General features: G+C 68.5%; 22 protein-coding genes. 13 read left to right on the top strand and 9 right to left on the bottom strand.

Going from position 1 to position 21,841, the window contains the following annotated elements:
- Positions 1-119 precede the first annotated feature (119 nt).
- A complete protein-coding gene (gene cei, locus ASD42_RS05975) occupies positions 120-803 on the top strand; it encodes an envelope integrity protein Cei (RefSeq protein WP_056811240.1) in 684 nt (227 codons plus the stop codon).
- Positions 804-833: 30 nt separating this feature from the next.
- Here the strand turns inward: cei and ASD42_RS05980 are convergent, their stop codons facing one another.
- Entirely contained in the window at positions 834-1,733 is a 900-nt protein-coding gene (locus ASD42_RS05980; protein ID WP_056811243.1) for an inositol monophosphatase family protein, read from the bottom strand.
- Positions 1,734-1,841: 108 nt separating this feature from the next.
- Between ASD42_RS05980 and ppgK the strand changes: the two genes are divergently transcribed.
- The 3 genes from ppgK (at position 1,842) to ASD42_RS05995 (ending at position 5,365) form a co-directional block, all read left to right on the top strand.
- Complete coding sequence (gene ppgK / locus ASD42_RS05985) at positions 1,842-2,600, top strand: polyphosphate--glucose phosphotransferase (RefSeq protein WP_056811245.1); 759 nt, start codon at positions 1,842-1,844, stop codon at positions 2,598-2,600.
- 246 nt (positions 2,601-2,846) lie between these two features.
- Positions 2,847-4,220, top strand: coding sequence for an RNA polymerase sigma factor (locus ASD42_RS05990; RefSeq protein ID WP_056811247.1), 1,374 nt, complete (start codon positions 2,847-2,849; stop codon positions 4,218-4,220).
- A gap of 38 nt (positions 4,221-4,258) precedes the next feature.
- A complete protein-coding gene (locus tag ASD42_RS05995) occupies positions 4,259-5,365 on the top strand; it encodes an MHYT domain-containing protein (RefSeq protein WP_235569318.1) in 1,107 nt (368 codons plus the stop codon).
- On the opposite strand, the gene ASD42_RS06000 is transcribed toward ASD42_RS05995, so the two are convergent.
- The 3 genes from ASD42_RS06000 to ASD42_RS06010 are packed head-to-tail and all read right to left on the bottom strand — an operon-like array spanning position 5,366 to position 7,442.
- Positions 5,366-6,544: a cation:proton antiporter gene (locus tag ASD42_RS06000; protein WP_056811250.1), complete on the bottom strand. Its 1,179-nt coding sequence runs from the start codon at positions 6,542-6,544 to the stop codon at positions 5,366-5,368.
- A gap of 6 nt (positions 6,545-6,550) precedes the next feature.
- A complete protein-coding gene (locus ASD42_RS06005) occupies positions 6,551-7,033 on the bottom strand; it encodes a cation:proton antiporter regulatory subunit (protein WP_056811253.1) in 483 nt (160 codons plus the stop codon).
- A 37-nt stretch (positions 7,034-7,070) separates the two neighbouring features.
- Positions 7,071-7,442, bottom strand: a complete 372-nt coding sequence (locus tag ASD42_RS06010; RefSeq protein ID WP_200950384.1) for a DUF952 domain-containing protein — start codon at positions 7,440-7,442, stop codon at positions 7,071-7,073.
- A 402-nt stretch (positions 7,443-7,844) separates the two neighbouring features.
- On the opposite strand from ASD42_RS06010, the gene ASD42_RS06015 reads away from it, so the two are divergent.
- On the top strand, positions 7,845-8,039 hold the full coding sequence (locus ASD42_RS06015) for a DUF7455 domain-containing protein (protein WP_056811260.1): 195 nt from the start codon (positions 7,845-7,847) through the stop codon (positions 8,037-8,039).
- A gap of 87 nt (positions 8,040-8,126) precedes the next feature.
- On the opposite strand, the gene ASD42_RS06020 is transcribed toward ASD42_RS06015, so the two are convergent.
- On the bottom strand, positions 8,127-8,882 hold the full coding sequence (locus ASD42_RS06020; protein WP_056815546.1) for a TetR/AcrR family transcriptional regulator: 756 nt from the start codon (positions 8,880-8,882) through the stop codon (positions 8,127-8,129).
- 137 nt (positions 8,883-9,019) lie between these two features.
- Here ASD42_RS06020 and ASD42_RS06025 point away from each other — a divergent pair, with 137 nt between their 5' ends.
- Both ASD42_RS06025 and ASD42_RS06030 read left to right on the top strand, forming a co-directional pair.
- Positions 9,020-10,750, top strand: coding sequence for a DEAD/DEAH box helicase (locus tag ASD42_RS06025; protein WP_056815549.1), 1,731 nt, complete (start codon positions 9,020-9,022; stop codon positions 10,748-10,750).
- Positions 10,750-11,298 (top strand): hypothetical protein, encoded by a 549-nt coding sequence (locus ASD42_RS06030; protein ID WP_056811264.1) that lies wholly within the window; start codon positions 10,750-10,752, stop codon positions 11,296-11,298. Before ASD42_RS06025 ends, ASD42_RS06030 begins: the two co-directional genes overlap by 1 nt.
- 9 nt (positions 11,299-11,307) lie before the next feature.
- Here the strand turns inward: ASD42_RS06030 and ASD42_RS06035 are convergent, their stop codons facing one another.
- Positions 11,308-12,045 (bottom strand): SDR family NAD(P)-dependent oxidoreductase, encoded by a 738-nt coding sequence (locus ASD42_RS06035; protein ID WP_056811267.1) that lies wholly within the window; start codon positions 12,043-12,045, stop codon positions 11,308-11,310.
- A 161-nt stretch (positions 12,046-12,206) separates the two neighbouring features.
- Between ASD42_RS06035 and ASD42_RS06040 the strand changes: the two genes are divergently transcribed.
- The gene (locus tag ASD42_RS06040; RefSeq protein ID WP_056811268.1) at positions 12,207-12,809 is read left to right on the top strand and encodes a TetR/AcrR family transcriptional regulator; all 603 of its coding nucleotides are present in this window, start codon (positions 12,207-12,209) and stop codon (positions 12,807-12,809) included.
- A 62-nt stretch (positions 12,810-12,871) separates the two neighbouring features.
- Here ASD42_RS06040 and ASD42_RS06045 read toward each other — a convergent pair whose 3' ends face one another.
- The gene (locus ASD42_RS06045) at positions 12,872-14,596 is read right to left on the bottom strand and encodes a DEAD/DEAH box helicase (RefSeq protein ID WP_056811272.1); all 1,725 of its coding nucleotides are present in this window, start codon (positions 14,594-14,596) and stop codon (positions 12,872-12,874) included.
- Positions 14,597-14,784: 188 nt separating this feature from the next.
- Here ASD42_RS06045 and ASD42_RS06050 point away from each other — a divergent pair, with 188 nt between their 5' ends.
- Complete coding sequence (locus ASD42_RS06050) at positions 14,785-15,948, top strand: YihY/virulence factor BrkB family protein (RefSeq protein WP_235569319.1); 1,164 nt, start codon at positions 14,785-14,787, stop codon at positions 15,946-15,948.
- On the opposite strand, the gene ASD42_RS06055 is transcribed toward ASD42_RS06050, so the two are convergent.
- Positions 15,918-16,157 (bottom strand): DUF3039 domain-containing protein, encoded by a 240-nt coding sequence (locus ASD42_RS06055; protein ID WP_056815556.1) that lies wholly within the window; start codon positions 16,155-16,157, stop codon positions 15,918-15,920. The two genes, ASD42_RS06050 and ASD42_RS06055, sit on opposite strands and share 31 nt — an antisense overlap.
- Positions 16,158-16,300: 143 nt before the next feature.
- Here ASD42_RS06055 and ASD42_RS06060 point away from each other — a divergent pair, with 143 nt between their 5' ends.
- Positions 16,301-16,657 carry a DUF3099 domain-containing protein gene (locus ASD42_RS06060; protein WP_056815558.1) on the top strand — a complete coding sequence of 119 codons (357 nt, stop codon included), beginning with the start codon at positions 16,301-16,303 and terminating at the stop codon, positions 16,655-16,657.
- An 18-nt stretch (positions 16,658-16,675) separates the two neighbouring features.
- On the opposite strand, the gene ASD42_RS06065 is transcribed toward ASD42_RS06060, so the two are convergent.
- Positions 16,676-18,007: an MFS transporter gene (locus ASD42_RS06065; RefSeq protein WP_156677393.1), complete on the bottom strand. Its 1,332-nt coding sequence runs from the start codon at positions 18,005-18,007 to the stop codon at positions 16,676-16,678.
- Between the two features lie 250 nt (positions 18,008-18,257).
- Here ASD42_RS06065 and ASD42_RS06070 point away from each other — a divergent pair, with 250 nt between their 5' ends.
- The 3 genes from ASD42_RS06070 to ASD42_RS06080 all read left to right on the top strand — a co-directional run bounded on the left by ASD42_RS06070 (position 18,258) and on the right by ASD42_RS06080 (position 21,750).
- The gene (locus tag ASD42_RS06070) at positions 18,258-18,995 is read left to right on the top strand and encodes a VOC family protein (protein WP_056811277.1); all 738 of its coding nucleotides are present in this window, start codon (positions 18,258-18,260) and stop codon (positions 18,993-18,995) included.
- A 117-nt stretch (positions 18,996-19,112) separates the two neighbouring features.
- Complete coding sequence (locus ASD42_RS06075; protein ID WP_056811280.1) at positions 19,113-20,612, top strand: DUF7782 domain-containing protein; 1,500 nt, start codon at positions 19,113-19,115, stop codon at positions 20,610-20,612.
- 169 nt (positions 20,613-20,781) lie between these two features.
- Positions 20,782-21,750: a sigma-70 family RNA polymerase sigma factor gene (locus ASD42_RS06080; RefSeq protein WP_056811283.1), complete on the top strand. Its 969-nt coding sequence runs from the start codon at positions 20,782-20,784 to the stop codon at positions 21,748-21,750.
- Positions 21,751-21,841 lie beyond the last annotated feature (91 nt).

Consider the following 21,841-nt stretch of genomic DNA (forward strand, 5'->3'; position numbering starts at 1 on the left):
GACGAAAGTCGCAATCAAACCCCCGCCGAGCCGAAACCGACGACGAATCGTCACCTGCTGGGAAACTCGCCGAGACCTCCCCGACTCGCGCACCGCCGTGGGACTCGTAGAGTGAGCGCGTGGTTTCACTGATCACCGAAGGCAGCGCGACTGATCGCGACGGCAAACCCTTTCCGCGGCGGCGGCCCGAGCTCTGGCTCGCGCTCGTCCTCGTGCTGGCTCTGGTGAGCCTGTTCGTCTGGATTACGGCGTTCCGTACCCGTGACGACAGCAACGAACCGATGGCGTGCAACGCGCCGAGCACGCCGACCGCCACCAACGCCCCGCAGCCCGCGGCACTGGGCTCACGCGTGGGCCCGACACGACTGGAGGCGGTCGATCCGGCGGCCCTGTCGGAGTCGAGGGTGCGGGTGTTCAACGCCAACGGCAAGAGCGGACAGGCAGGTAACATCGCCTCCGCTCTGGGCGACCTCGGGTTCGCCGGCGCGCCGGGGACACAGGTCGGTAACGATCCGGTCTATGTCAGCGGCGACCTCACCTGCACCGGGCAGATCCGGTTCGGCGTGAACGGCCGACCGGCGGCCGCCTCGGTGCAGCTCGTCGCTCCGTGCGCCGAGCTGATCGAGGACCCGCGCACCGACGACACCGTCGATCTGGTCCTCGGCCAGGCGTTCGGCGAATCGCTGCGCCCCGGCGCCGACGCCGAGGCCGTGCTCCGGTCGCTGAAGAACCTCGCCCCCGGCGCGAGCTCGTCCTCGATCGACCCCGATCTCCTCGACGCGGCGCGCGACGTCAAGTGCTGAGCTGAGTTCTCGGCAGCCCCGCCGCCGATGTCAGTCCGGCAGGGCGGTCGGGGCGCCGACGCGGTCGAGCAGGTCGTCGAGGTCCTTCGCGATGCCGGGGGCGGCCACGACCGTCAGTTCGCCCGCGGCACCGCCGACGGTGACCGGGGGGACGTGGACGACCGCGCCCGCTTCGGCGGCGATGAGGGCGCCCGCGGCCCAGTCCCAGGCATTGAGGCCGTGCTCGTAGTAGGCCTCGAGCCGACCCGCGGCGACATGACACAGGTCCATGGCGGCGGCGCCGAGGCGGCGGATGTCGCGAATCTGCGGCAGGATCTCGGTGAGCAGCTGCGCCTGACGGGCGCGGCGCGCGCTGCCGTAGGCGAAGCCGGTGGCTACAAGGGCCACCGAGAGCGAATCCTCGCTACTGCAGCGCAGTGGCACCCGGGTGCCATCCGGGCGCACAGCGTGCGATCCAGCGCCCAGTGCGGCGCTGTAGGTGGTCGCGGCGGCCACGTCGACCACGGCGCCCGCCACGGGCTTGCCATCGACCACCGCACCCACCGACACGGCGTAGCCGGGCAGCCCGTAGAGGAAGTTCACAGTGCCGTCGATCGGGTCGACGACCCAGGTGACAGTGCCCGGCGCGGTGGCGCCGACATCGCCGCCGCCCTCCTCCCCCAGAATCGCGTCGTCGGGCCTGCGCTCGGCGAGCAGCCCACGGATCAGCTGTTCGGATTCGGTGTCGACGATGGTGACCGGATCGGTGACGTGACCCTTGGTTGCCACCGCTCCGGCCACGGGTCCGCCATCGGCGAACACCTCGGGCCTGCGGGCACGCACATGCGCGGCGGCCGCTTCGGCCAGCTCGACGGCGAGGCGGCGCAACGGCTCGTACTCGGTGGATGTGATGGGGGCGGTTGGGGTCTCGGGCTCGGTGTATTCGGGCACCTCTCCATCGCATCACATGTCGTGGCGTCTCGCGCGAGGGGTGACTACCGCTACTCTGCTTGCTGGTGTCTGTCAGGCACATCGACCGCGTCAGCAAGGGGTTGAACCATGTCCACTCGGGGGCACGCATTCGGGATCGATATCGGCGGTAGCGGGGTGAAGGGCGCCGAGGTCGATCTGGCCACCGGTCTGCTCGCCCATGACCGCATCAAGATCGCGACACCGCAGCCGTCAACGCCCGCGGCCGTCGCCGCGGCGGTCGCCGAACTGGTGGCCCAGGCAGGGTGGGAGGGTCCGGTCGGCATCACCATGCCGTGCGTGGTGCTCGACGGCCACGCCAGAACCGCGGCCAACATCGACCAGGCCTGGATCGGCACCGACGCCCACGCGCTGTTCGCCGAGGCACTCGGTGGGCGAACCGTCACCGTGCTCAACGACGCCGACGCCGCCGGCCTGGCCGAGGACTCCTACGGCACCGCGCGCGACCTCGACGGCCTGACCCTGCTGCTCACCTTCGGCACCGGTATCGGCTCCGCGCTGCTCTACAACGGCGTGCTCGTCCCCAACTCCGAACTCGGCCATCTCAAGATCGAGGGCGTCGACGCCGAGGATCTGGCCGCGGCCTCGGTCAAGGACAACGAGAACCTCACCTACCCCGAGTGGGCGCAGCGGGTGAGTCGCGTGTTGCGCCACATCGAGGATCTGTTCTGGCCGAAGGTGATCGTGGCGGGCGGCGGCATCAGCCGTGATCACGAGCAGTGGATCCCCTTGCTCACCAACCGAACTCCCGTGATTCCGGCCGTATTGAAGAACACCGCGGGTATCGTCGGCGCGGCGATGGCCATCGATGCAGGCATCGCGCCGTAGCCCGGCGCGGCCTGCGACGCAACGCCTGGATGGCATCGTGCCATGAGTACCCTGGTTGGATCGTTACAATGGAACACGTCCGGCGGTGAGCCGGTGAAACCTTCCGGCCGCGGCCGGTCGCGAGAAGGTCGGTGAACGAGCGCCGACTTCACCCGGCCGACGCATCGCCGGTGCAACCCGACCGACCGCTCCGCCGGAAAACCACTCTGGCGTGACGCCGCACGAGACCGTCACGAAAGGGCGTACGTGGTAGCCACGAATACCCGTCAGACCGCCGACTCGGCCTCCGACGCCGATGCCGACGACGCCGTAACCCCGGCCAAGAAAGCGCCGGCCAAAAAGGCCGCCGCCAAAAAGGCGCCGGCCAAGAAGGCCGTAGCCAAGAAGGCGCCGGCGAAGAAGGCTGCCGCCAAGAAGGCTCCGGCCAAGAAAACCGCCGCGAAGAAGGCGACCTCGGGCGAGGGCGGTGAAGAGCAGCTCGACGACGAGTCGGTCGAGGTCGACGATCTCGGTGATCTCGAAGTCGCCGAGGACGAACTCGTCGGCGAGGAGGTCGTCGTCGAAGACGTCGCCGAGGACACCGCCGAAGTCGCCGAGACCGCGGAGCCGTCCGAGAAGGACAAGGCTTCCGGCGATTTCGTCTGGGACGAGGAGGAGTCCGAAGCGCTGCGTCAAGCACGCAAGGACGCCGAACTCACCGCCTCCGCCGACTCGGTCCGCGCCTACCTCAAGCAGATCGGCAAGGTCGCGCTGCTCAACGCGGAAGAGGAGGTCGAACTCGCCAAGCGGATCGAGGCCGGTCTGTTCGCCGCGGAGAAGATGCGCGAATTCGCCGAGGCGGGCGAGAAGCTCTCGGTGACGACGCGCCGCGACTTCAACTGGATCGTGCGCGACGGCAACCGAGCGAAGAACCATCTGCTCGAGGCCAACCTGCGACTGGTCGTCTCGCTGGCCAAGCGCTACACCGGCCGCGGCATGGCGTTCCTGGATCTCATCCAGGAAGGCAACCTGGGTCTGATCCGCGCGGTCGAGAAGTTCGACTACACCAAGGGTTACAAGTTCTCGACCTACGCGACGTGGTGGATCCGTCAGGCCATCACCCGCGCCATGGCCGATCAGGCCCGCACCATCCGTATTCCGGTGCACATGGTCGAAGTGATCAACAAACTCGGCCGTATCCAGCGCGAGCTGCTCCAGGATCTGGGCCGTGAGCCCACGCCGGAGGAGCTCGCCAAGGAAATGGACATCACGCCGGAGAAGGTGCTGGAGATCCAGCAGTACGCGCGTGAACCCATCTCGCTCGACCAGACCATCGGCGACGAGGGCGACAGCCAGCTCGGTGACTTCATCGAGGACTCCGAGGCGGTCGTCGCGGTCGACGCGGTGAGCTTCACCCTGCTGCAGGATCAGCTGCAGTCGGTGCTGGAGACGCTGTCCGAGCGTGAGGCGGGCGTGGTTCGGTTGCGCTTCGGCCTCACCGACGGCCAGCCGCGCACCCTCGACGAGATCGGTCAGGTCTACGGCGTCACGCGTGAGCGCATCCGCCAGATCGAATCGAAGACGATGAGCAAGCTGCGCCACCCGAGCCGTTCGCAGGTTCTGCGCGACTACCTCGACTAGCAGTTCTACGAAGAAAGGCCCGCACCACCGATTCGGTGGTGCGGGCCTTTCTTCGTTTCGGTAACTACATTCCCAGCGGTCTGTTTTATCCAGAAGACCGACCGGTTAATCGTTTCGTGATCAACCCCACACTGATGGATTGCACTGCGGAGGACACGAATTGGCGATCTTCACCGTATGGTCACACTCAGCTTTTCGTTCTACCGCCTCAAGTCTGCGGTATCGGCATTGAGGGTTTTTCGCGCGTGCTCGACATTTATCACTTCAGCTACGGCTGGATCACCCCTGTTCTCGCCTACTTCATGTCCGTCACGGGTTGCCTGCTCGGGCTGCAGTGCGCGGCTCGCGGTCGCAACGCCCCCGAGGGGCGGGCCGGCTGGCTCATCGGGGCCGCGATCGCGATCGGCGGAACCGGCATCTGGGTCATGCATTTCATCGCCATGCTCGGCTTCACCATCCGCGGTGCCGACATTCGCTACGACGTCCCGCTGACACTGTTCAGCGCGCTCACCGCGATGGTGGTGGTCGGGATCGGGCTGTTCATGGTCAACAAGCCGCAGCCGACACTGCGCTCGTTGCTCGCCGGTGGCACCATCACCGGCCTCGGCGTCGGGACCATGCACTACACCGGCATGTTCGCGATGAAATCCAGCGCGACCGTGCGATACGACCCGGCGATCGTGGCGCTGTCGATGCTGATCGCGGTGGTGGCATCGGTCGTGGCGCTGTGGTTCACGTTGCGCGTCAAGGGTTTTCTCGCCACCGTGGGTGCGGCGCTGATCATGGGTGTGGCCGTGTGCGGCATGCACTACACCGGGATGGCGTCGATGCACGCGCACACCGATCATCAGGCCGCACCCGGCAACGGCGCCCAGGCGATGCAACTGCTGGCTCCACTGATCGGGGTGAGCAGCATTGTCACCATGCTCGTGTTGATCAGTGTGAGCCTCACCGAGATCGAGAACGAGGAAGCGCTGCCGCGCATGTGGCTCACCTCGCGGCACCGCCCGGGACCGCGACCGGCCAAGCCGGCCAGACCCGCGGCACCGGTCGCGCAGTTCGCGCCGCCTGTCCAGCATGAGTACCTCACCGAGGAACTCAGTTATGACGGCGCCGGCGCATGGCCACGCCGCGTCATCGACTGATCAATTCGTCGCGACACCCGTACGGCGCCGGACGAATTCGACCACCGGCTCGACGACCCGCGCCGCGATCGGCCCGAGAATCGCCATCAGCAGGACATAGGCAGAGGCCAACGCGGCCAGTTTCGCGTCGGCCTTGCCGTAAGCGACCGCCAATCCGGCGATGACGATGGAGAATTCGCCGCGCGCCACCAGCGCCGCGCCTGCCCGTGCACGGCCCATCTGCCGGATTCCCTGTTTACCCGCGGCCCACCAGCCGACCGCGATCTTGGTGCCGGTGGTCACCACCGCCAACGCGACCGCCCAGGCGAACACCGGCGGAATCGCGGCCGGGTCGATCGACAGGCCGAACGCCACGAAGAAGATGGCGGCGAACAGATCACGCAGCGGCTCCAGCAGTTTCACCGCTTCGTGCGCGGTGGAGCCCGAGATGGCGATGCCGAGCAGGAACGCGCCGACCGCGGCCGAGACATTGAGCGCCGAGGCCACACCGGCCACGAGCAGTGCCGCACCGAGCAGTTGCAGCAGGAACACTTCGCGATCGGCGCTGTCGACCACCGCCGAGACCACCCGCCCGAAACGCAGCGCGACCACGAGCACCACCGTGATGGTCGCCAGCGCGATCGCGAGGGAGATCAGTCCGCTCAGCAGGCTCAATCCCGCCAGCATCATGGTCAGGATCGGCAGATACACCGCCATCGCGAGGTCTTCGAGCACCAGGATCGACAGCACCACCGGGGTCTCGCGGTTACCGAGGCGGCCCAAATCGTCGAGCACCTTGGCCACGATCCCCGACGACGAGATGTAGGTGACCCCGCCGAGCACGACGGCGCCGAGCACGCCCCAGCCCAGGATCAGCGCCACCGCCACGCCGGGGAGCGCGTTGGCCACCAGGTCGAGCACTCCGGCCCCCCAGGAGCGCCGCAGACCGGTCATCAGCTCGGGTGCCGTGTACTCGAGCCCGAGCAGCAACAGCAGCAGCACGACGCCGATCTCGCTCGCCATGTGCCCGAACTCGGTGGCGGCGCCGAGGTCGATGAACCCGCCGCGACCGAACGCCAGCCCGCCGAGCAGGTACAGCGGGATCGGTGACATCCCGAACCGGCCCGCCACTCTCCCGCAGACCCCCAGCGCGAACAAGATCACGCCGAGCTCGAGCAGAGCCAAGGCCTGCGAGGTCACGGGCGCTCAGCCGTGCACGAGAATCTTCGCGGCCGCTTCCAGGCCGTCCGGGGTTCCGACGACCACGAGCAGATCACCCTCGGTGAAGGTGAAATCCGGGCCGGGTGACGGGTGGAGCTGACCGGCGCGCATGACCGCGACGATCGAGGTCTTGGTGCGGGTGCGCATGCCGGTCTCGCCGAGGGTTCTCCCCGCATAGGGTGATTCGTCGGCGATGGCGAGTTGCCGGGTGGTGATGCCCGGCAGATCGCGGTGGTCGTCGTTGAGTCTGGCGACCAGTTGCGGCGCGCCGAGCAGGTTCGCCAGCACCGACGCCTCGTCGGTCGACAGCGGCACCTGGGCGGCGATGGCGTCCGGGTCGTCGGGTTTGGACACGATCAGGTCGATGTCGCCGTCGCGGTGGGCGACCACCCCGACGCGGCGCCCCGACCTGACTTCGAAATCCTTACGCACTCCGATGCCCGGTAGCGCTGTGACGTCGACGTTCACATCGTCAACAGTAGACGCGCCCGGCCTCGATTGTGGTCTACGCCACTCCCTCCCGGCGCGGTGTGGTGAACACGCCGTCGGAGTCGGGCAGATACGGCTGCGCGGCGAGCACCGCGGCGACCGGCAGCGGGGCATAGAGATGCGGGAACAGCATCGACGACGGGTCGCTCGGGACGCCCGGCTCCCACTTCACCTCACCGGTGAACGCCGTGGGGTCCAGCCACAGCACGAGCATGTCGGCGCGCCCGGCGAAGAGTCGGTTGGCGGGCAGGTGGACCTGTTCCGGGGTGGACAGGTGCACGAAGCCGGCGTCGGCCAGCGACGGCGGCCTGCGCTCGCCCGCGTTACGAGCTTGTGCCCATTCTTGGGAAGAACACAGGTGAACAAGGGTGTGAGTGTCGGATATCACGGGTAATCTCCGGGTAGACAACAGGTTCGGACGGTCAAGACCCTGTCACAACACGATGGTGTTCGTCCCGGTTCGGTGGTTGCGCCCCGCGTAACGAGCAACACCGCAGCGAGCGACATATCGGTGCGTAACAGGATCGAGGGGGAGGTGGCATCAGCGCTTCGCGGGTGATCGGTGGGTGCTCGAAACCGACGATCGGTGGATGTTCGCTTTCAGCGAAACCGCAGGTCTGTTATCGAAAACACAAAGATTCACTTCCGGGAACAAAGCCTGAACCCCGAACGTCTGACAGAGTAGTCGTACCACTGCTGGGAAGTAGCGGATGCGAGCCGCGTGGAGTGACCACGAGGCCCACACCTAGGCGAACGGCCACGCAGAGCCGGGAGCCGGGACGGAGGAGTCATGCCAGGAACCCTGACCAGCACCCCACTGACCGCACTCGATCGTTGCGATCGTTGCGGGGCGGCTGCCCGAGTGCGTGCCGTGCTTCCCGCGGGTGGCGAGTTGCTCTTCTGCCAGCACCACGCGAACGAACACATGGACCGCTTGCGCGAACTCGAAGCCGTGATCAACACGGACGAAGCTCCCGCGATCTGACCACTCCTCGCGTCCGAAACAACCACATCTGACAACAGAAAACTCCCGACAGCGGGCGACCCGAACAGGGCGCCCGCTGTTGCTGTATCAAGCGTCGGCGAGCAGACCGTCGACGAGGGTGGCCACCCCGTAGTCGAACGCGCCGTCCGGGTCGGCGGGGGCCTGATAGTGCTCGCCGACGGCGGTGCCGACCCGCCCGGCGAGCGGGAATTCGTCGGCGGGCATCACCCGAGCCAGCAAGGGGCCGTTGACCTCCCACCACTGCGCGTCGCTCAGTTGCGCGGCGGCTCCCGCGGCCGCGACGGCGAGGCGGGCATTGCCGGTGGCGAAGTCGGTGAGGACCGCGATCGCGCGGTCCATGGCCAGATCACCCAGGCCGATGCCGTCGATCGCCGCCAGTTGGCGTTCGTAGCGACGCATCCTCCCCGGGCCGAGTACCTGGCGCCACGGGGACACTTCCAGGAGCCAGGGGTGCTCGATCAGATCGGCCCTGATCTGGGTGGCGATGGCGATCATGCGGTCTCTGACCGGCAGGTCGGCCGAGATCGGGGTGTCGGCGGCGGCGACGGCGTCGACCATGAGCACGATCAGGGCGTCCTTGCTGGGGACGTAGGTGTAGAGGCTCATCGCGCGTAGGCCGAGTTCGGCGGCGACCGCCCGGATCGTCAGCTTGTCGAGACCGTCGCGGTCGGCCAGGGCGATGCCCGCCGAGACCACGTCGTCGACGGTGAGGCCCGGTTTCGGGCCGCGCGCGCCCGGCTTGGACGGCAGGGCGTGGCGCCACAGCAGTTCGAGGATCTGGGTGGCCTGTGCGATGGATTTCGCATCCTCGTCGGCGGGCACCAGCCCTCCTCTCGGGAACTAGTTCGGGCGTTCGGGAACAAACTCAGTACAGTGTACGTTGTTCGGTTGTTCGTGCTGCCCGATCAGAGGAGATTGTTCTGCCCGCCACTCAGGCCACCTACCTCCCCGACCGTCACCTGTTCGCGTTGTGGACGTGGACCGGGCACGACGCCGGTGCCGCGCCGACGGGAATCGGTGATCCGGAAAAGCTCACCCTCGCGCTGCCCGTCGGGGAGCGCGGCGCGATCGAACCCGTCGAGGTGGCGACCGCCGTGGTGACGCCCACCGAACTGGCCGATGTCGTCCTCGACGACCTCGCCCCCTCCGCATTGGCCTGGCGGGCCTTGCTGACCGACGAACGGCCGGCCGAACTACCAGCCGCCGCGCACGCGGTACCCGATGCGGTCGGCACCGCGATCGTCTCCGCCGAGCGCGCGGCGCGAGTGCTGTGCGAGACGCAGGCGCTCGACGAGGAGCTCGCCGGGGTCCTCGATGCCACGCTGCGGCCCTATCAGGTGCGCGGGGTCGGGTGGTTGCGCGAGACCGTATCGGCGTACGGCGGGGCCGTACTGGCCGACGAGATGGGCCTCGGAAAAACGGTGCAGACGATCGGGTTCCTCCAGGGGCGCGCCGACGGGCCGCAGCTGGTTGTGTGTCCGACCTCGCTGGTGGGCAACTGGACGCACGAGATCGAACGATTCGCGCCGGGGTTGAAGCCGGTGCCGTGGCGTGGCGGTGCGGTGCCCGCCGGGGCGGGAACGGTTGTCGTGACCGGGTATCCGACCTTGCGGCTGCACGGGGCGGCGCTGACCGGCGAGCAGTGGGCGACCGTGGTGTTCGACGAGGCGCAGGCACTGAAGAACCCGCGCACACAGGTGTCACGGGCGGCGCGAGGGTTGACCGCCGACGCGAAGGTCGCGCTGACCGGCACGCCGGTGGAGAACCACCTGGACGAACTGTTCGCCCTGCTCAATCTCACCGTGCCGCGACTGTTCGCGCATCGAACGCAGTTCCGGCGCAGGTTCGTCAAGCCGATCGAGGAGGGTTCGGCCACGGCGGCGGCTCGGCTGCGCGACGCGGTCGAGCCGGTTGTCCTGGGACGCAAGAAGCTTCAGGTGGCGGCGTCGCTGCCGGCGAAGATCCACAGCCATCTGCTGTGCGATCTCACCGCCGAGCAGGAACGGGTGTACGACGCGGTCCTCGCCGAAGCCCTGGACGAGGGTTTCGGCTCCGGCTTGCAACGACAGGGACGAGTTCTGGCCGCGCTGACCCACCTCAAGCAGGTGTGCAACCACCCTGGACTGGTCTCCGGTGACCTGGACGAACTCGCGGGCCGCTCCGGCAAACTCGACCTGTGCACCGACATCGTGGCCACCAACCTCGACACCGATGACCCCACCCTGATCTTCACCCAGTACCGCAAGACCGGCGAACTGCTGGTGCGTCACCTGGCCCAACAGTTCGGGGTCGAGGCGCCGTTCTTCCACGGCGGGCTCGACGCCACCCAGCGCGGCGAGCTGGTCACCCGCTTCCAGGCGCCGGACGGACCGCCGGTGCTGATCCTGAGCCTGCGCGCCGCCGGCACCGGCCTCACGCTCACCCGCGCGGCCGATGTGATCCATTTCGATCGCTGGTGGAATCCGGCGGTGGAGGCGCAGGCGTCGGACCGGGCACACCGGATCGGGCAGACCCGCACCGTCACCGTCACCACCCTCACCAGCGCCACGACGGTGGAGGAACACATCGCGGCGATGCATACCCGCAAGTCCGCGCTGACGGATCTGTCCGATACCGCGGGCATCGCCGAACTGGCCCGCCTCGACGACGACGCCCTCGTCGACATCCTGCGCCGGAAGCGAGAGAACTGATGGCCGACAACGAATTCGGTTACACCCTCTGGGGACGGGACTGGGTGCGGCTGGCCGAACCGCTGCGCCAGACCCGCCCGGAGCCACTGCTGCCCCGGGCCCGCAGCATCGCCCGCAACGACGGGGTGGGCATCGAGATCGAGGGGCGCACCGTGCGCGCGCATCTGCATCGCGGCGGTCAGGCCTCGATCGCGCACGTCGAGGTGGCGCCGCTGACCCGAGCGGCGGTAACCGCGATCGGTCACACGATCACCGACCCGACCATCCTCACCGACGAGATGCACCGGGCCCTGCTCGACGCGGGCCATTCCCCCGCGCCGAGCCTGGTGAGCACCGACTGTTCCTGCTCGGCGCGGACCGCGCGCTGCGTGCACGTGTTCGCGATGCTGTACACGATCGCGCGCAAGGTCGACGAGAATCCGCGCCTCGCACTGGAATTGCAGGGCTACTTCGACGCCACCACCGAGTCCGATATCCCCACCCAGGAGCCGCGCTGGACCAGCATCAACAGTCTCGACCCGACCCGGTTCTTCGTACCCGCCTCCTGAGCGGCCGACTCAGGCGTTGGTGCCGCCGTCCACGGTGAGGATCGCGCCGGTGATCGACCGGCCGGACGGACCGGCGAGGAAGGTGACCAGATCGGCGACGTCGGCGGCGGCGCCGAAGCGGCCGAGGGCATTGAACTCTCGTTGGGTCGGGGCGTGATCGCTGTTCGCCGGGTTCATATCGGTATCGGTGGGACCCGGCTGCACGAGGTTGACGGTGATGCCGCGCGGACCCAGTTCACGCGCAAGAGCTTTGGTGAAGCCGTTGAGCGCCGACTTGCTCAGGTTGTACAGCGACAACCCGCCGAAGAGCGCCCGTTCGGACAGGTTGGAGCCGATGGAGATGATCCGGCCGCCGTCGCCGAGGTGCGGTAGGGCGGCCTGGCCCGCGACGAAGGCGGCGCGGGCGTGGATGTTCAGCGCGCGGTCGATCTCGTCGAGGGTGAACTCCTCGTAGGGTTTGGCCGGGAAGATGCCCGCGTTGTTCACGAGCACGTCGAGGCCGCCCAGGTCGCGCGCGGTCTGCTCGACGGCGGCGACGACCTGCGCGGCGTCGGCGCTGTCGGCCCTGATCGGCAGCGCCCGCCCGCCCAGCGCCTCGATTTCGGCGGCCACCGCCTTCGCGGCGACCTCGTCGCGCTGGTAGGTGAACGCCACATCGGTGCCTGCGGCGGCCAGGGCGCGGGCGATGGCCGCGCCGATCCCACGGCTCGCGCCGGTCACCAGGGCCACGGTGTTGCTGCTCGTCATCAGGCTCGCTCCAATTTTGTAGTGATCGATACACAAATAGACAAGCGCACGCGCACCCCAGCCGTCAAGAGTTTCTTATCGATCGACACAGAAATCATGGGCGGGCAGCGAGGCCCTCGCCGCGGGCGGTATATTTACCGATCGGCACAGAAAGGTTTCGCATGGCAGAACGCGGGCGCCCCCGAGGCTTCGACCGTGAGGTCGCGCTGCGCCGTGCCATGGAGGTGTTCTGGGAACGCGGCTACGACGGCGCCTCGATGAGCGACCTCACCACCGCCATGGGCATCAACTCCCCCAGCCTCTACGCCGCCTTCGGCGACAAGGAAGCCCTGTTCCGCGCCGCCGTCGAGCTCTACGGCCGCAGCGAGGGTTCCCACACGGCCAGGGCGCTGCGCGAGCAACCCACCGCCTACGCCGCGATCGAGGCGATGCTGCGCGACAACATCCCCCTCTACACCGACCCCGGCCTTCCGCACGGCTGCATGGTGGTCCTCGCCGGCGCGACCTACACCACCCGTAATGCCGCGGTCCGCGAATTCCTCGTCGAAGCCCGCCGCCGCACCACGGCCGACATCCGCGCCAGGCTCGACCGTGGCGTCACCGAAGGCGACCTCGCCCCCGACACCGACACCGCTTCGCTCGCCATGCTTTTCAGCACCGTGCTCTACGGCCTGTCGATCCAGGCCAGAGACGGCGTCGGGCCCGACGAACTGAGCATCGCCGTGGACAGCGCCATGCAGACACTGGCGGCCGTGACACGCTAGGCGAGGCCGCACGATCGGCCGGACGGGGAACTACGACGAGGGTGACCCGCAGATGGGATCTCTCAGAGTCGACGCAGGGCCGCGATACGCTCGCCCAATTGATCGACACTGGCCAATGCCGTTGGCGGACCACCACATTCGCGGCGCAGTTCGCCATGGATCACGCCGTGGGGTTTGCCGGTGCGGTGGTGGTGCATGGCGACCAGGCTGTTGAGTTCGCGGCGCAGTTCGCCCAATTTGTCGGAGGTGGCGACGCGTTCGGCGACGGCCGCGGGTTGCGGCGCGGATTCCGCGGCGCTCCGGTCGGCGAGTTGGCGGGTCTGCCGGTCGCGTAGCAGTGCGCGCATCTGGTCGGCGTCGAGCAGACCGGGGATACCGAGGTAGTCGGCCTCTTCGTCGCTGCCCGCGATGGTGGCGGTTCCGAACGAGGATCCGTCGTAGATCACCTGGTCGAGTTCGGCGTCCGCGGCGAGCGCGACGAAGGACTTCTCGTCCTCGCCGGGCTCGTCCTCGGCCTTGTTCGCGTCCATCAGCAGCTCGTCGTCGAGGCCGTCCTTCTCGCGATGCGGCTTGCCGATGACGTGATCGCGCTGCAGCTCGAGCTGCGCGGCCAGATCCAGCAGCACCGGCACCGACGGCAGGAACACGCTCGCCGTCTCCCCCGGCTTGCGGGCACGCACGAAACGCCCGATGGCCTGCGCGAAGTACAACGGCGTCGACGCACTGGTGGCATACACGCCGACGGCCAACCGGGGCACGTCGACGCCTTCGGACACCATGCGCACCGCCACCATCCACGGCTGGGTGCCCTTGCCGAACTCGCCGATGCGCTGCGAGGACTGCGGGTCGTCGGAGAGCACCACCGTCGGCCGCTCGCCGCAGATGTGTTCGAGCAGTTCGGCGTAGTCGCGGGCCCGTTCCTGATCGGTGGCGATCACCAGACCGCCCGCGTCGGGCATGCCGGAGGCGCGCAACTGACGCAGGCGCATGTCGGCCGCACGCAGCACCGACGAGATCCAGTCGCCCGCCGGGTCGAGCGCGGTGCGCCAGGCCCGCGCGGTGTGCTCGGCGCTGAGCGGTTCGCCGAGTCGGGCGGTGTGTTCCTCGCCCGCACTGTCGCGCCAGTGCGCGTCGCCGGAGTAGGCCAGGAACACCACCGGACGCACGACGCCGTCGGCGAGCGCGTCGGCGTAGCCGTAGGAATGGTCGGCGCGCGAGCGCGGGAAGCCACCTTCGTCGGGCTCGTAGGTGACGAACGGGATCTTCGAATCGTCACTGCGGAAAGGGGTTCCGGTCAGCGCGAGACGGCGCGTCGCGTCGCCGAACGCCTCTTCGGTCGCCTCACCCCAGGTCTTGGCGTCGCCCGCGTGGTGGATCTCGTCGAGAATCACCAGGGTGCGCCGGTTCTCGGTGCGCACCCGGTGCCGCGTGGGGTGCGCGGCGACCTGGGCATAGGTCACCACCACGCCGTGATAGTCGCCCGAGGTCGCGCCGGTGGAGTTGGAGAACCGCGAATCCAGCTGGATTCCGGTCCGCGCGGCCGCGGCCGACCACTGGTGCTTGAGGTGTTCGGTCGGGGCGACGACGGTGATCTGGTCCACCGTGCGATCGGCCAGCAACTCCGCGGCAACCCGCAGCGCGAAGGTGGTCTTACCGGCGCCGGGTGTCGCGACCGCGAGGAAGTCACGCGGCTTGGTGGCCAGGTATTTCGTCAAAGCGCGCCGCTGCCAGGCACGCAGCGAGCCGGACGGGGCACCTCCCGCGGCAGTATCGCCCGGTGTCCCCACTTGCTTCGCCGTAGCGGCACCACCCGACCCAGTCACGCAGACGACCCTAGCCGCCCGATGCGGCGTGTCGCCAAACCGACGCGGGGTGGGCGACAGGCATCACAACCGCGCCCGTGGTCACCGGCCATTTACCTGTTACCCGCCGACACGATGCCTCGCCCGCACCACACATACCCCTATCGTGCGGGATGCTTGTCACTGAGATGAGCAACGACCAGGTTTCGGCTGCCGACGCGGGGCACCCGCCGCAGGCGCTCCCGCCCCGCGACGCGCCCGCGCGCCCCGCAGCCGGCGCGCAGGCAGCCCCGCAACGTCACAGCGATCGCGCGCGCTGGGTGCGCTGGCTGGCCACGGCGTGGCGGCTGGTGGTCCGGGTCGCGGTCAAGTCCTGGGACAACTCGATTTTCGCCAAGTCCGCGGCCGCGGCGTTCTGGCAAACGCTGTCGCTGGCACCGCTGCTGCTCGGCCTACTCGGCAGCCTCGGCTATGTGGGCGGGTTGTTCGGGCCCGACACCGTGTTGATCGTGGAGAGCAAGATCATCGCGTTCAGCCGCGATTTCTTCAGTCCGTCGGTGGTCTCGGATCTGATCGAACCCACCGTCGACGACGTGCTCGGCAAGGGACGCGGCGCGTTGGTATCGGTGGGTTTCGTGCTGTCGCTGTGGGCCGGATCCTCGGCGATGGCTACCTTCGTCGACGCCATCGTGGAGGCGCACGGGCAGCAGGACGCGCGTCATCCGGTCTGGCAGCGGATCTTCGCGCTGCTGCTGTACGTGCAGTTCCTGGTGGCCGCGGTGCTGATCTTGCCGGTGATCGCACTGGGTCCCACCCGGATCGGGCGGGTGCTGCCCGAGGCGTGGCGTGAACCAGGGTTGCGTCTGATCGACACGTTCTACTACCCGATCGTCGGTGTGCTGCTGATAGTCGGGCTGACCACGCTCTACAAGTTGGCCCTGCACAAATCGCTGCCGTGGCACCGGCTCTTCGGCGGTGCGCTGGTGGCCGGCGTCTTCTTCCTGGCGGCCAGCGACCTGTTGCGCCGGTACCTGTCGTGGATCACCGCCACCGGGGTGAGTTACGGCGCGCTGGCCACCCCGATCGCGTTTCTGCTGTTCACGTACTTCCTCGGCTTCGCGGTGATCCTGGGCGCGGAGTTCAACGCCGCCGTTCAGGAGTTCTGGCCTGCCCGGGCCACCAGGATGGAGCAGGTCAAGGAGTGGATCACCAGCCAGGTACGCGGCGATGACGAAGAGGGCGACGAGCACGACGAAGGCGCCGACGCCTCACCTGAGGCACCGGCGTCACCGACCGAGCACTCCGCTCAGTCGCCGTCCTTGCGCAAGCCCTCGTAGACCTTCTTGCAGTCCGGGCACACGGGCGAGCCGGGCTTGGCCGAACGCGTCACCGGGAAAACCTCGCCGCACAGCGCGACGACCATCGTGCCCATCACGGCACTTTCGGCGATCCGGTCCTTCTTCACATAGTGGAAGAATTTGGGGGTGTCGTCGCTGGTCGTCTCGTCGGTCGTGGTTTCCGGGCGTACCAGAGTGTCTGTACTCACGCCTTCCATGATGCCGCATCCGGCGCCCGCACCGCTGACCAGCCGCGTGTGCGCTCGACGACGCCGAGTGGAAGACTCGGGGTATGCAGTCCTACGGCGATGCCCCAGGCGCCGACGAATCGAAGCCGGACCCGGAAGTGACCATGCCCACCGAGCCCAAGTCCTCGCGTGGGTTCTTCCGTCCCGCCCCCGCCGAACATGCCGTGCTGATCACCGAGGCCGCGCCCTCGCTCGACGAGCAGCATCGCGCCAGGGTGCGCCGCTACACCTTCATCATGGCCTTCCGGATCCCATGCCTGATCCTCGCCGCGATCGCCTACAGCGCGTTCGAGAATCCGCTGCTGTCGATCCTGATCATCGCCGCGTCGGTGCCGCTGCCGTGGATCGCGGTGCTGATCGCCAACGATCGGCCGCCGCGCACCAAGGACGAACCCAGCCGCTGGGACGGTCGCAACAATCAGATCGCCCTCGAATCCCGACACCACAAGACGCTGGAATAGGCGCCGCGGGATTTCCGGCTACCCGGCCGTCTTCGGTCGGCGGACCAACATCGACATGACGGCCGCGATGCCACAGAGAGCGCCCGCGAGATACCACGCGAGGTCGTAGGAGCCCTGCAGGTCGCGGATGAGACCGGCACCGGTGGCGGCGATCGCGGCACCGACCTGGTGGGCGGCGAAGACCCAGCCGAACGCGATCGGGCCGTCGGCGCCGAAGAGTTCACGGCACAGCAGCACCGTCGGCGGAACCGTGGCGATCCAGTCCAAGCCGTAGAACACGATGAACACCCACATACTCGGCTGGGTGTGCGGGCCGAGCAGTGACGGCAGGATCAGCAGCGACAGACCGCGCAGCGAGTAATAGCCGAGCAACAGGTAGCGCGGGTCGATGCGGTCGGAGAGCCAGCCCGAGGCGATGGTGCCTGCCACATCGAAGATGCCGACCAGTGCCAGCAGTCCGGCCGCGGTGGTCGGTGGCATGCCGTGGTCGTGGGCGGCGGTGACGAAATGGGTGCCGACCAGGCCGTTCGTGGAGGCGCCACAGATCGCGAATCCGCCCGCCAGCAGCCAGAATCCGGGCCTGCGCGCGGCCGAGGCCAACACCTTCAGCGCCCGATTCGCGCCGCCGGCGATCGGCGCCCGCACCCCCGCGTCCGAACCGGCGGGCGCCCCATAGGCACGCACACCCACATCGCTGGGATAGTCGCGCACGAACAACCACACCAGTGGCACCACCGACAGCGCCACCGCCGCCACGAGCAGTGACGGCAGTCGCCAGCCGCGCTCGGTGGCGAGCATCGACACCAGGGGCAGGAACACCAGCTGACCGGTGGCGCCCGCGGCGGTGAGCACCCCGGTGACCAGCCCACGACTCCGGACGAACCAGCGTCCGGTGATCGTCGCGACGAACGGCATGGACATCGACCCGACGCCGACACCCACCAGCAGTCCCCACGTCGCCACCAGCTGCCACGCCTGGGTCATGAACACCGTCAGCCCGCTGCCCGCGGCGATCAGCACCAGTGCCGAACACACCACCTTGCGGATGCCGAATCGGTCCATCAGCGCGGCGGCGAACGGCGAGATCAGGCCGTAGAGCAGCATATTCAGCGAGATGGCGGTGGAGATCGTGGCGTGTGACCAGCCGAATTCGGTGTGCAGCGGTTCGATGAGGACGCTGGGCACCGAGCGGAAAGCGGCCGCGCCGAGCAGAGCGACGAATCCGACGCCCGCCACGATCCACGCGGGGTGGAGTCGGTGACGATCGTCGGTGACCGATGCCGGTGCGAGGGTGAGGTTATCGGCCGGGCTGTCGCCGGTGGGCGGCACAGGCGCACGTAAATCGGTCACTCGGTCAGCGTGCCGGATCAGCGCCGAGCGAGCGAGTGGCCGGTGTGACATGTTTCGTCGATATCCTGCCACCGTGTGTTGGGCAGACGCGCCCCGCACGAAGCGCCGTGACAGCGGGCGCACCTCGAGGCTGTCGACAGCGGAGCCAGGGCCGCCTACCGTTCGGACAGGACCTTCTGCGCGCCCTGACAGGGGCAACCGAATTCGGCCGACGGCGTTGCGAGTGTTCTTATATCGAAAGGGAGACAGCATGATTCGCTGGACCTGGGCGTTTCTCGATCGGCCCGTCGATACCTTCGCCGACTGTGCGCGATTCTGGGCGAAGGTCACCGATTCCACTGTGTCGGCGCCGCGTGGCGAGCACGACGAATTCGTCACGCTGCTGCCCGCCACCGGACCCGCGTGGATCAAGGTGCAAGCGGTCGACGGCGACGGTGGCATCCATCTCGACCTCGACGTCGACGACATCCCCGCGGCGGTGGCGACCGCGACCGGACTCGGAGCCCGCGTCGTTGCCGAGCTGCCCGACTACACCGTGCTGCGATCGCCTGCCGGACAGACGTTCTGCCTCACTCCGGCCGCCGACTCGTCGGATCTCGGGCCCGCACCGGTGACAGTGTCGACCGCACCCGACGGCACAGTGACGCGCCTCGACCAGATCTGTCTCGACCTGTCTCCCCACGACATCGACGGCGATACCGCCTTCTGGCGGGCACTCACCGACTGGACGCACAAGCCCGGCCGCCGCCCGGAGTTCTCCCGCCTCCGCGGCCCCGACCAGCCACTGCACTTTCTGCTCCAACGCCTCGACGACCCCGGACCCGCGGGCGCACACGTCGACCTGGCCTCGTCGAATATCGCCGCCACCGCCGCCTGGCACGAATCCCTCGGCGCCACCCGAATCACCGACGGCGAACACTGGATAGTCCTGCGAGACCCCGGAAACGCCTTGTACTGCGTGACATCCAGAGACCCCTACACCGGCTGAGGCACCCTCACCGGGTAGGCGACCCGGGCTCTGAGCACCGGGCGACACGCAGCGGCAGCTGGTCGTTCTCAGCCCTCGCGGTCCTGGCAGAGTGGGCGAGTGCCTACGAACCCGACGATGACCGACTCCCTACTCACCGCGCTGTGCCCGGACCTGCGCACCGCGCTGATCCGGGTCGGCTACGACGCCGACACACTGGTGGAGGCGCTCGGACCCGATGTGCATGCGGCGCTGAGCCGTTCGGAGCCGGTGCCGGTGCGCCGGGCCGCGCGGGCGGCGGGCGACCTGGGCACGCTGGTGCGGTTGTTGCTGCTGGGAGACGTATTGCCCGAGCGCGAGGTCGCCGCCGCGCTGGCGCCGGTGCGCATCGACGCGGCGGTGGCGGCGGGTCTGCTCACGCGCGAGGGTGACGAGGTCATGGCCGCGCTGGATCTGCGGCCGCTCGATGCCGGCGCGGGTACGCGATGGATCCTGTCCGATCTCGACGATTCGATGCGCAGGCGCACCCTCACCGAGGATCACGTTCTCGGCGTCGGGCACGCGTCGCTGTCGTTGCTGCGAGCGACACCGACCGAACCGGTCGGCACCGTGTTGGATCTGGGCACCGGCTGCGGCGTGCAGGCCGTGCACGCGGCCGGTTACGCGGGTCGGGTCACCGCCACCGACGTCAACGCGCGGGCCTTGTGGCTGGCACAGGCCACAGCGGCGCTCAACGAACTCGACATCGAACTGCTCGAAGGGTCCTGGTTCGAGCCGGTGGCCGGGCGGCGCTTCGATCAGGTGGTGGCCAATCCGCCGTTCGTGGTCGGTCCGGCCCGCATCGAGCACACCTATCGCGACTCCGGGCTCGCCCTGGACGGCGCCAGCGAACTGGTGATCGGGCAGGCGCCCGAGCTGCTGGCGCCCGGCGGCACGGCGGCCATGCTCGCGGCCTGGGTGCACGTGGACGGCGAGGACTGGCGGCAACGGGTGTCGAGCTGGTTGCCCTCGCACGGCGTCGACGCGTGGGTCGTGCAGCGCGACGTCGCCGACCCGGCCCTCTACGTCGGCACCTGGCTGCGCGACGCGGGCCTCGACCCCCGTGACCCGGCCGCCCAGGAACAGGCCACGCGGTGGCTCGACGCCTTCGATGCCGCCGACGTCGAAGGCGTCGGGTTCGGCTTCGTCTATCTCCGCGCGATCGACGGCCCCACCGAACTCCTCGCCGAGGACCTCACCCACGGTTTCGACGACCCGCTCGGCACCGAGGTGGCCGGGTACTTCGCCCGGTCGGCATGGCTGCGCGCTGTGGCCGGCGACGACAGACTCGCGTGGACCTCCCGTTTCGCGCCGAGCCCGGCGACCGCGTTGGAACGGGTGTTCCTGCCCGGCGAGTTCGGCTGGACCGAGCAGGTGACCCGGCTCCATCGCGGCGACGGACCGCGCTGGCAGCACGAGGTCGACGAGTCGACAGTCGCCCTGGTGGCGGGAATGCGGCCCGACGGGCTGCCGTTGTACGAATTGATCGAACTACTCGCCCTCGCCGACGGAGCCGAGCAGGTCACGCCGGAATTCGCCGCCCAGGCACTCGGTGTGGTCGCCGGACTCGTCCGCCACGGATTGGTGCGGCCCGTCTGAATGGCCCCGCGGTGGCAGCGAGTTCCGGCCACGGCGCTCTTCTCAGGAACTTCTCAGCCGTTGGGGTGGGAACCAGCAGCTCAGAGCGGTTTATCGACCGCGGGAACGGGAACTTTCTCTACGTCGGGTCCGTTGAACGGAATGAGACACCACCGACAGGAGGCAAGTCATGACAAGCCCCGCCACCACTCGTTTGCGCCCCAGCGAGGCCGATATCGACGCCCAGAGCCCGGCAGCCGATCTGGTACGCGTGTACCTCAACGGAATCGGACGCACGGCACTGCTCACGGCGGCCGACGAGGTCGAGTTGGCCAAGCGCATCGAGGCGGGCCTGTATGCCCAGAACCTGCTATCGACCGGTAAGCGGTTGACGGCGGCTCGCAAGCGTGATCTGGCGATCCTGGTCCGCGAGGGCTCCGCCGCCCGCTCGCACCTGCTCGAGGCCAACCTGCGCCTGGTCGTATCCCTGGCCAAGCGCTACACCGGCCGGGGCATGCCGCTGCTGGACCTGATCCAGGAGGGCAACCTCGGACTGATCCGCGCGATGGAGAAGTTCGACTACGCCAAGGGCTTCAAGTTCTCCACCTACGCCACCTGGTGGATCCGCCAGGCCATCACCCGCGGCATGGCCGATCAGAGCCGCACCATCCGGCTGCCCGTGCACCTGGTCGAACAGGTGAACAAGCTCGCCAGGATCAAGCGTGAACTGCACCAGCAGCTGGGCCGCGAGGCCACCGACGCCGAACTCGCCAACGAGTCGGGCATCCCGGTGGAGAAGATCGCCGACCTGCTCGATCACAGCCGCGACCCGGTGAGCCTGGACATGCCCGTCGGCAACGACGAGGAGGCCCCGCTCGGCGACTTCATCGAGGACTCCGAGGCCACCTCCGCCGAGAGCGCCGTCATCGCCGGCCTGCTGCACCACGACGTGCGCAGCGTCCTAGCCACCCTCGACGAGCGCGAGCAGCAGGTCATCCGCCTGCGGTTCGGTCTCGACGACGGCCAGCCGCGCACCCTGGACCAGATCGGCAAGCTGTTCGGCCTGTCCCGTGAGCGGGTGCGCCAGATCGAGCGCGAAGTCATGTCCAAGCTGCGCAAGGGCGACCGCGCCGACCGTTTGCGCGCCTACGCCAGCTGATCCGAGAACTCGACGGCCCCACGGGGTCGTCTGCCGAAACGCCGACCGGCGACCGCGAACTCTCCCCTCCGGGTCGCGAGCCGGTCGGCGT

This window comes from Nocardia sp. Root136 (genome assembly GCF_001427185.1).
Lineage (GTDB): Bacteria > Actinomycetota > Actinomycetes > Mycobacteriales > Mycobacteriaceae > Nocardia > Nocardia salmonicida.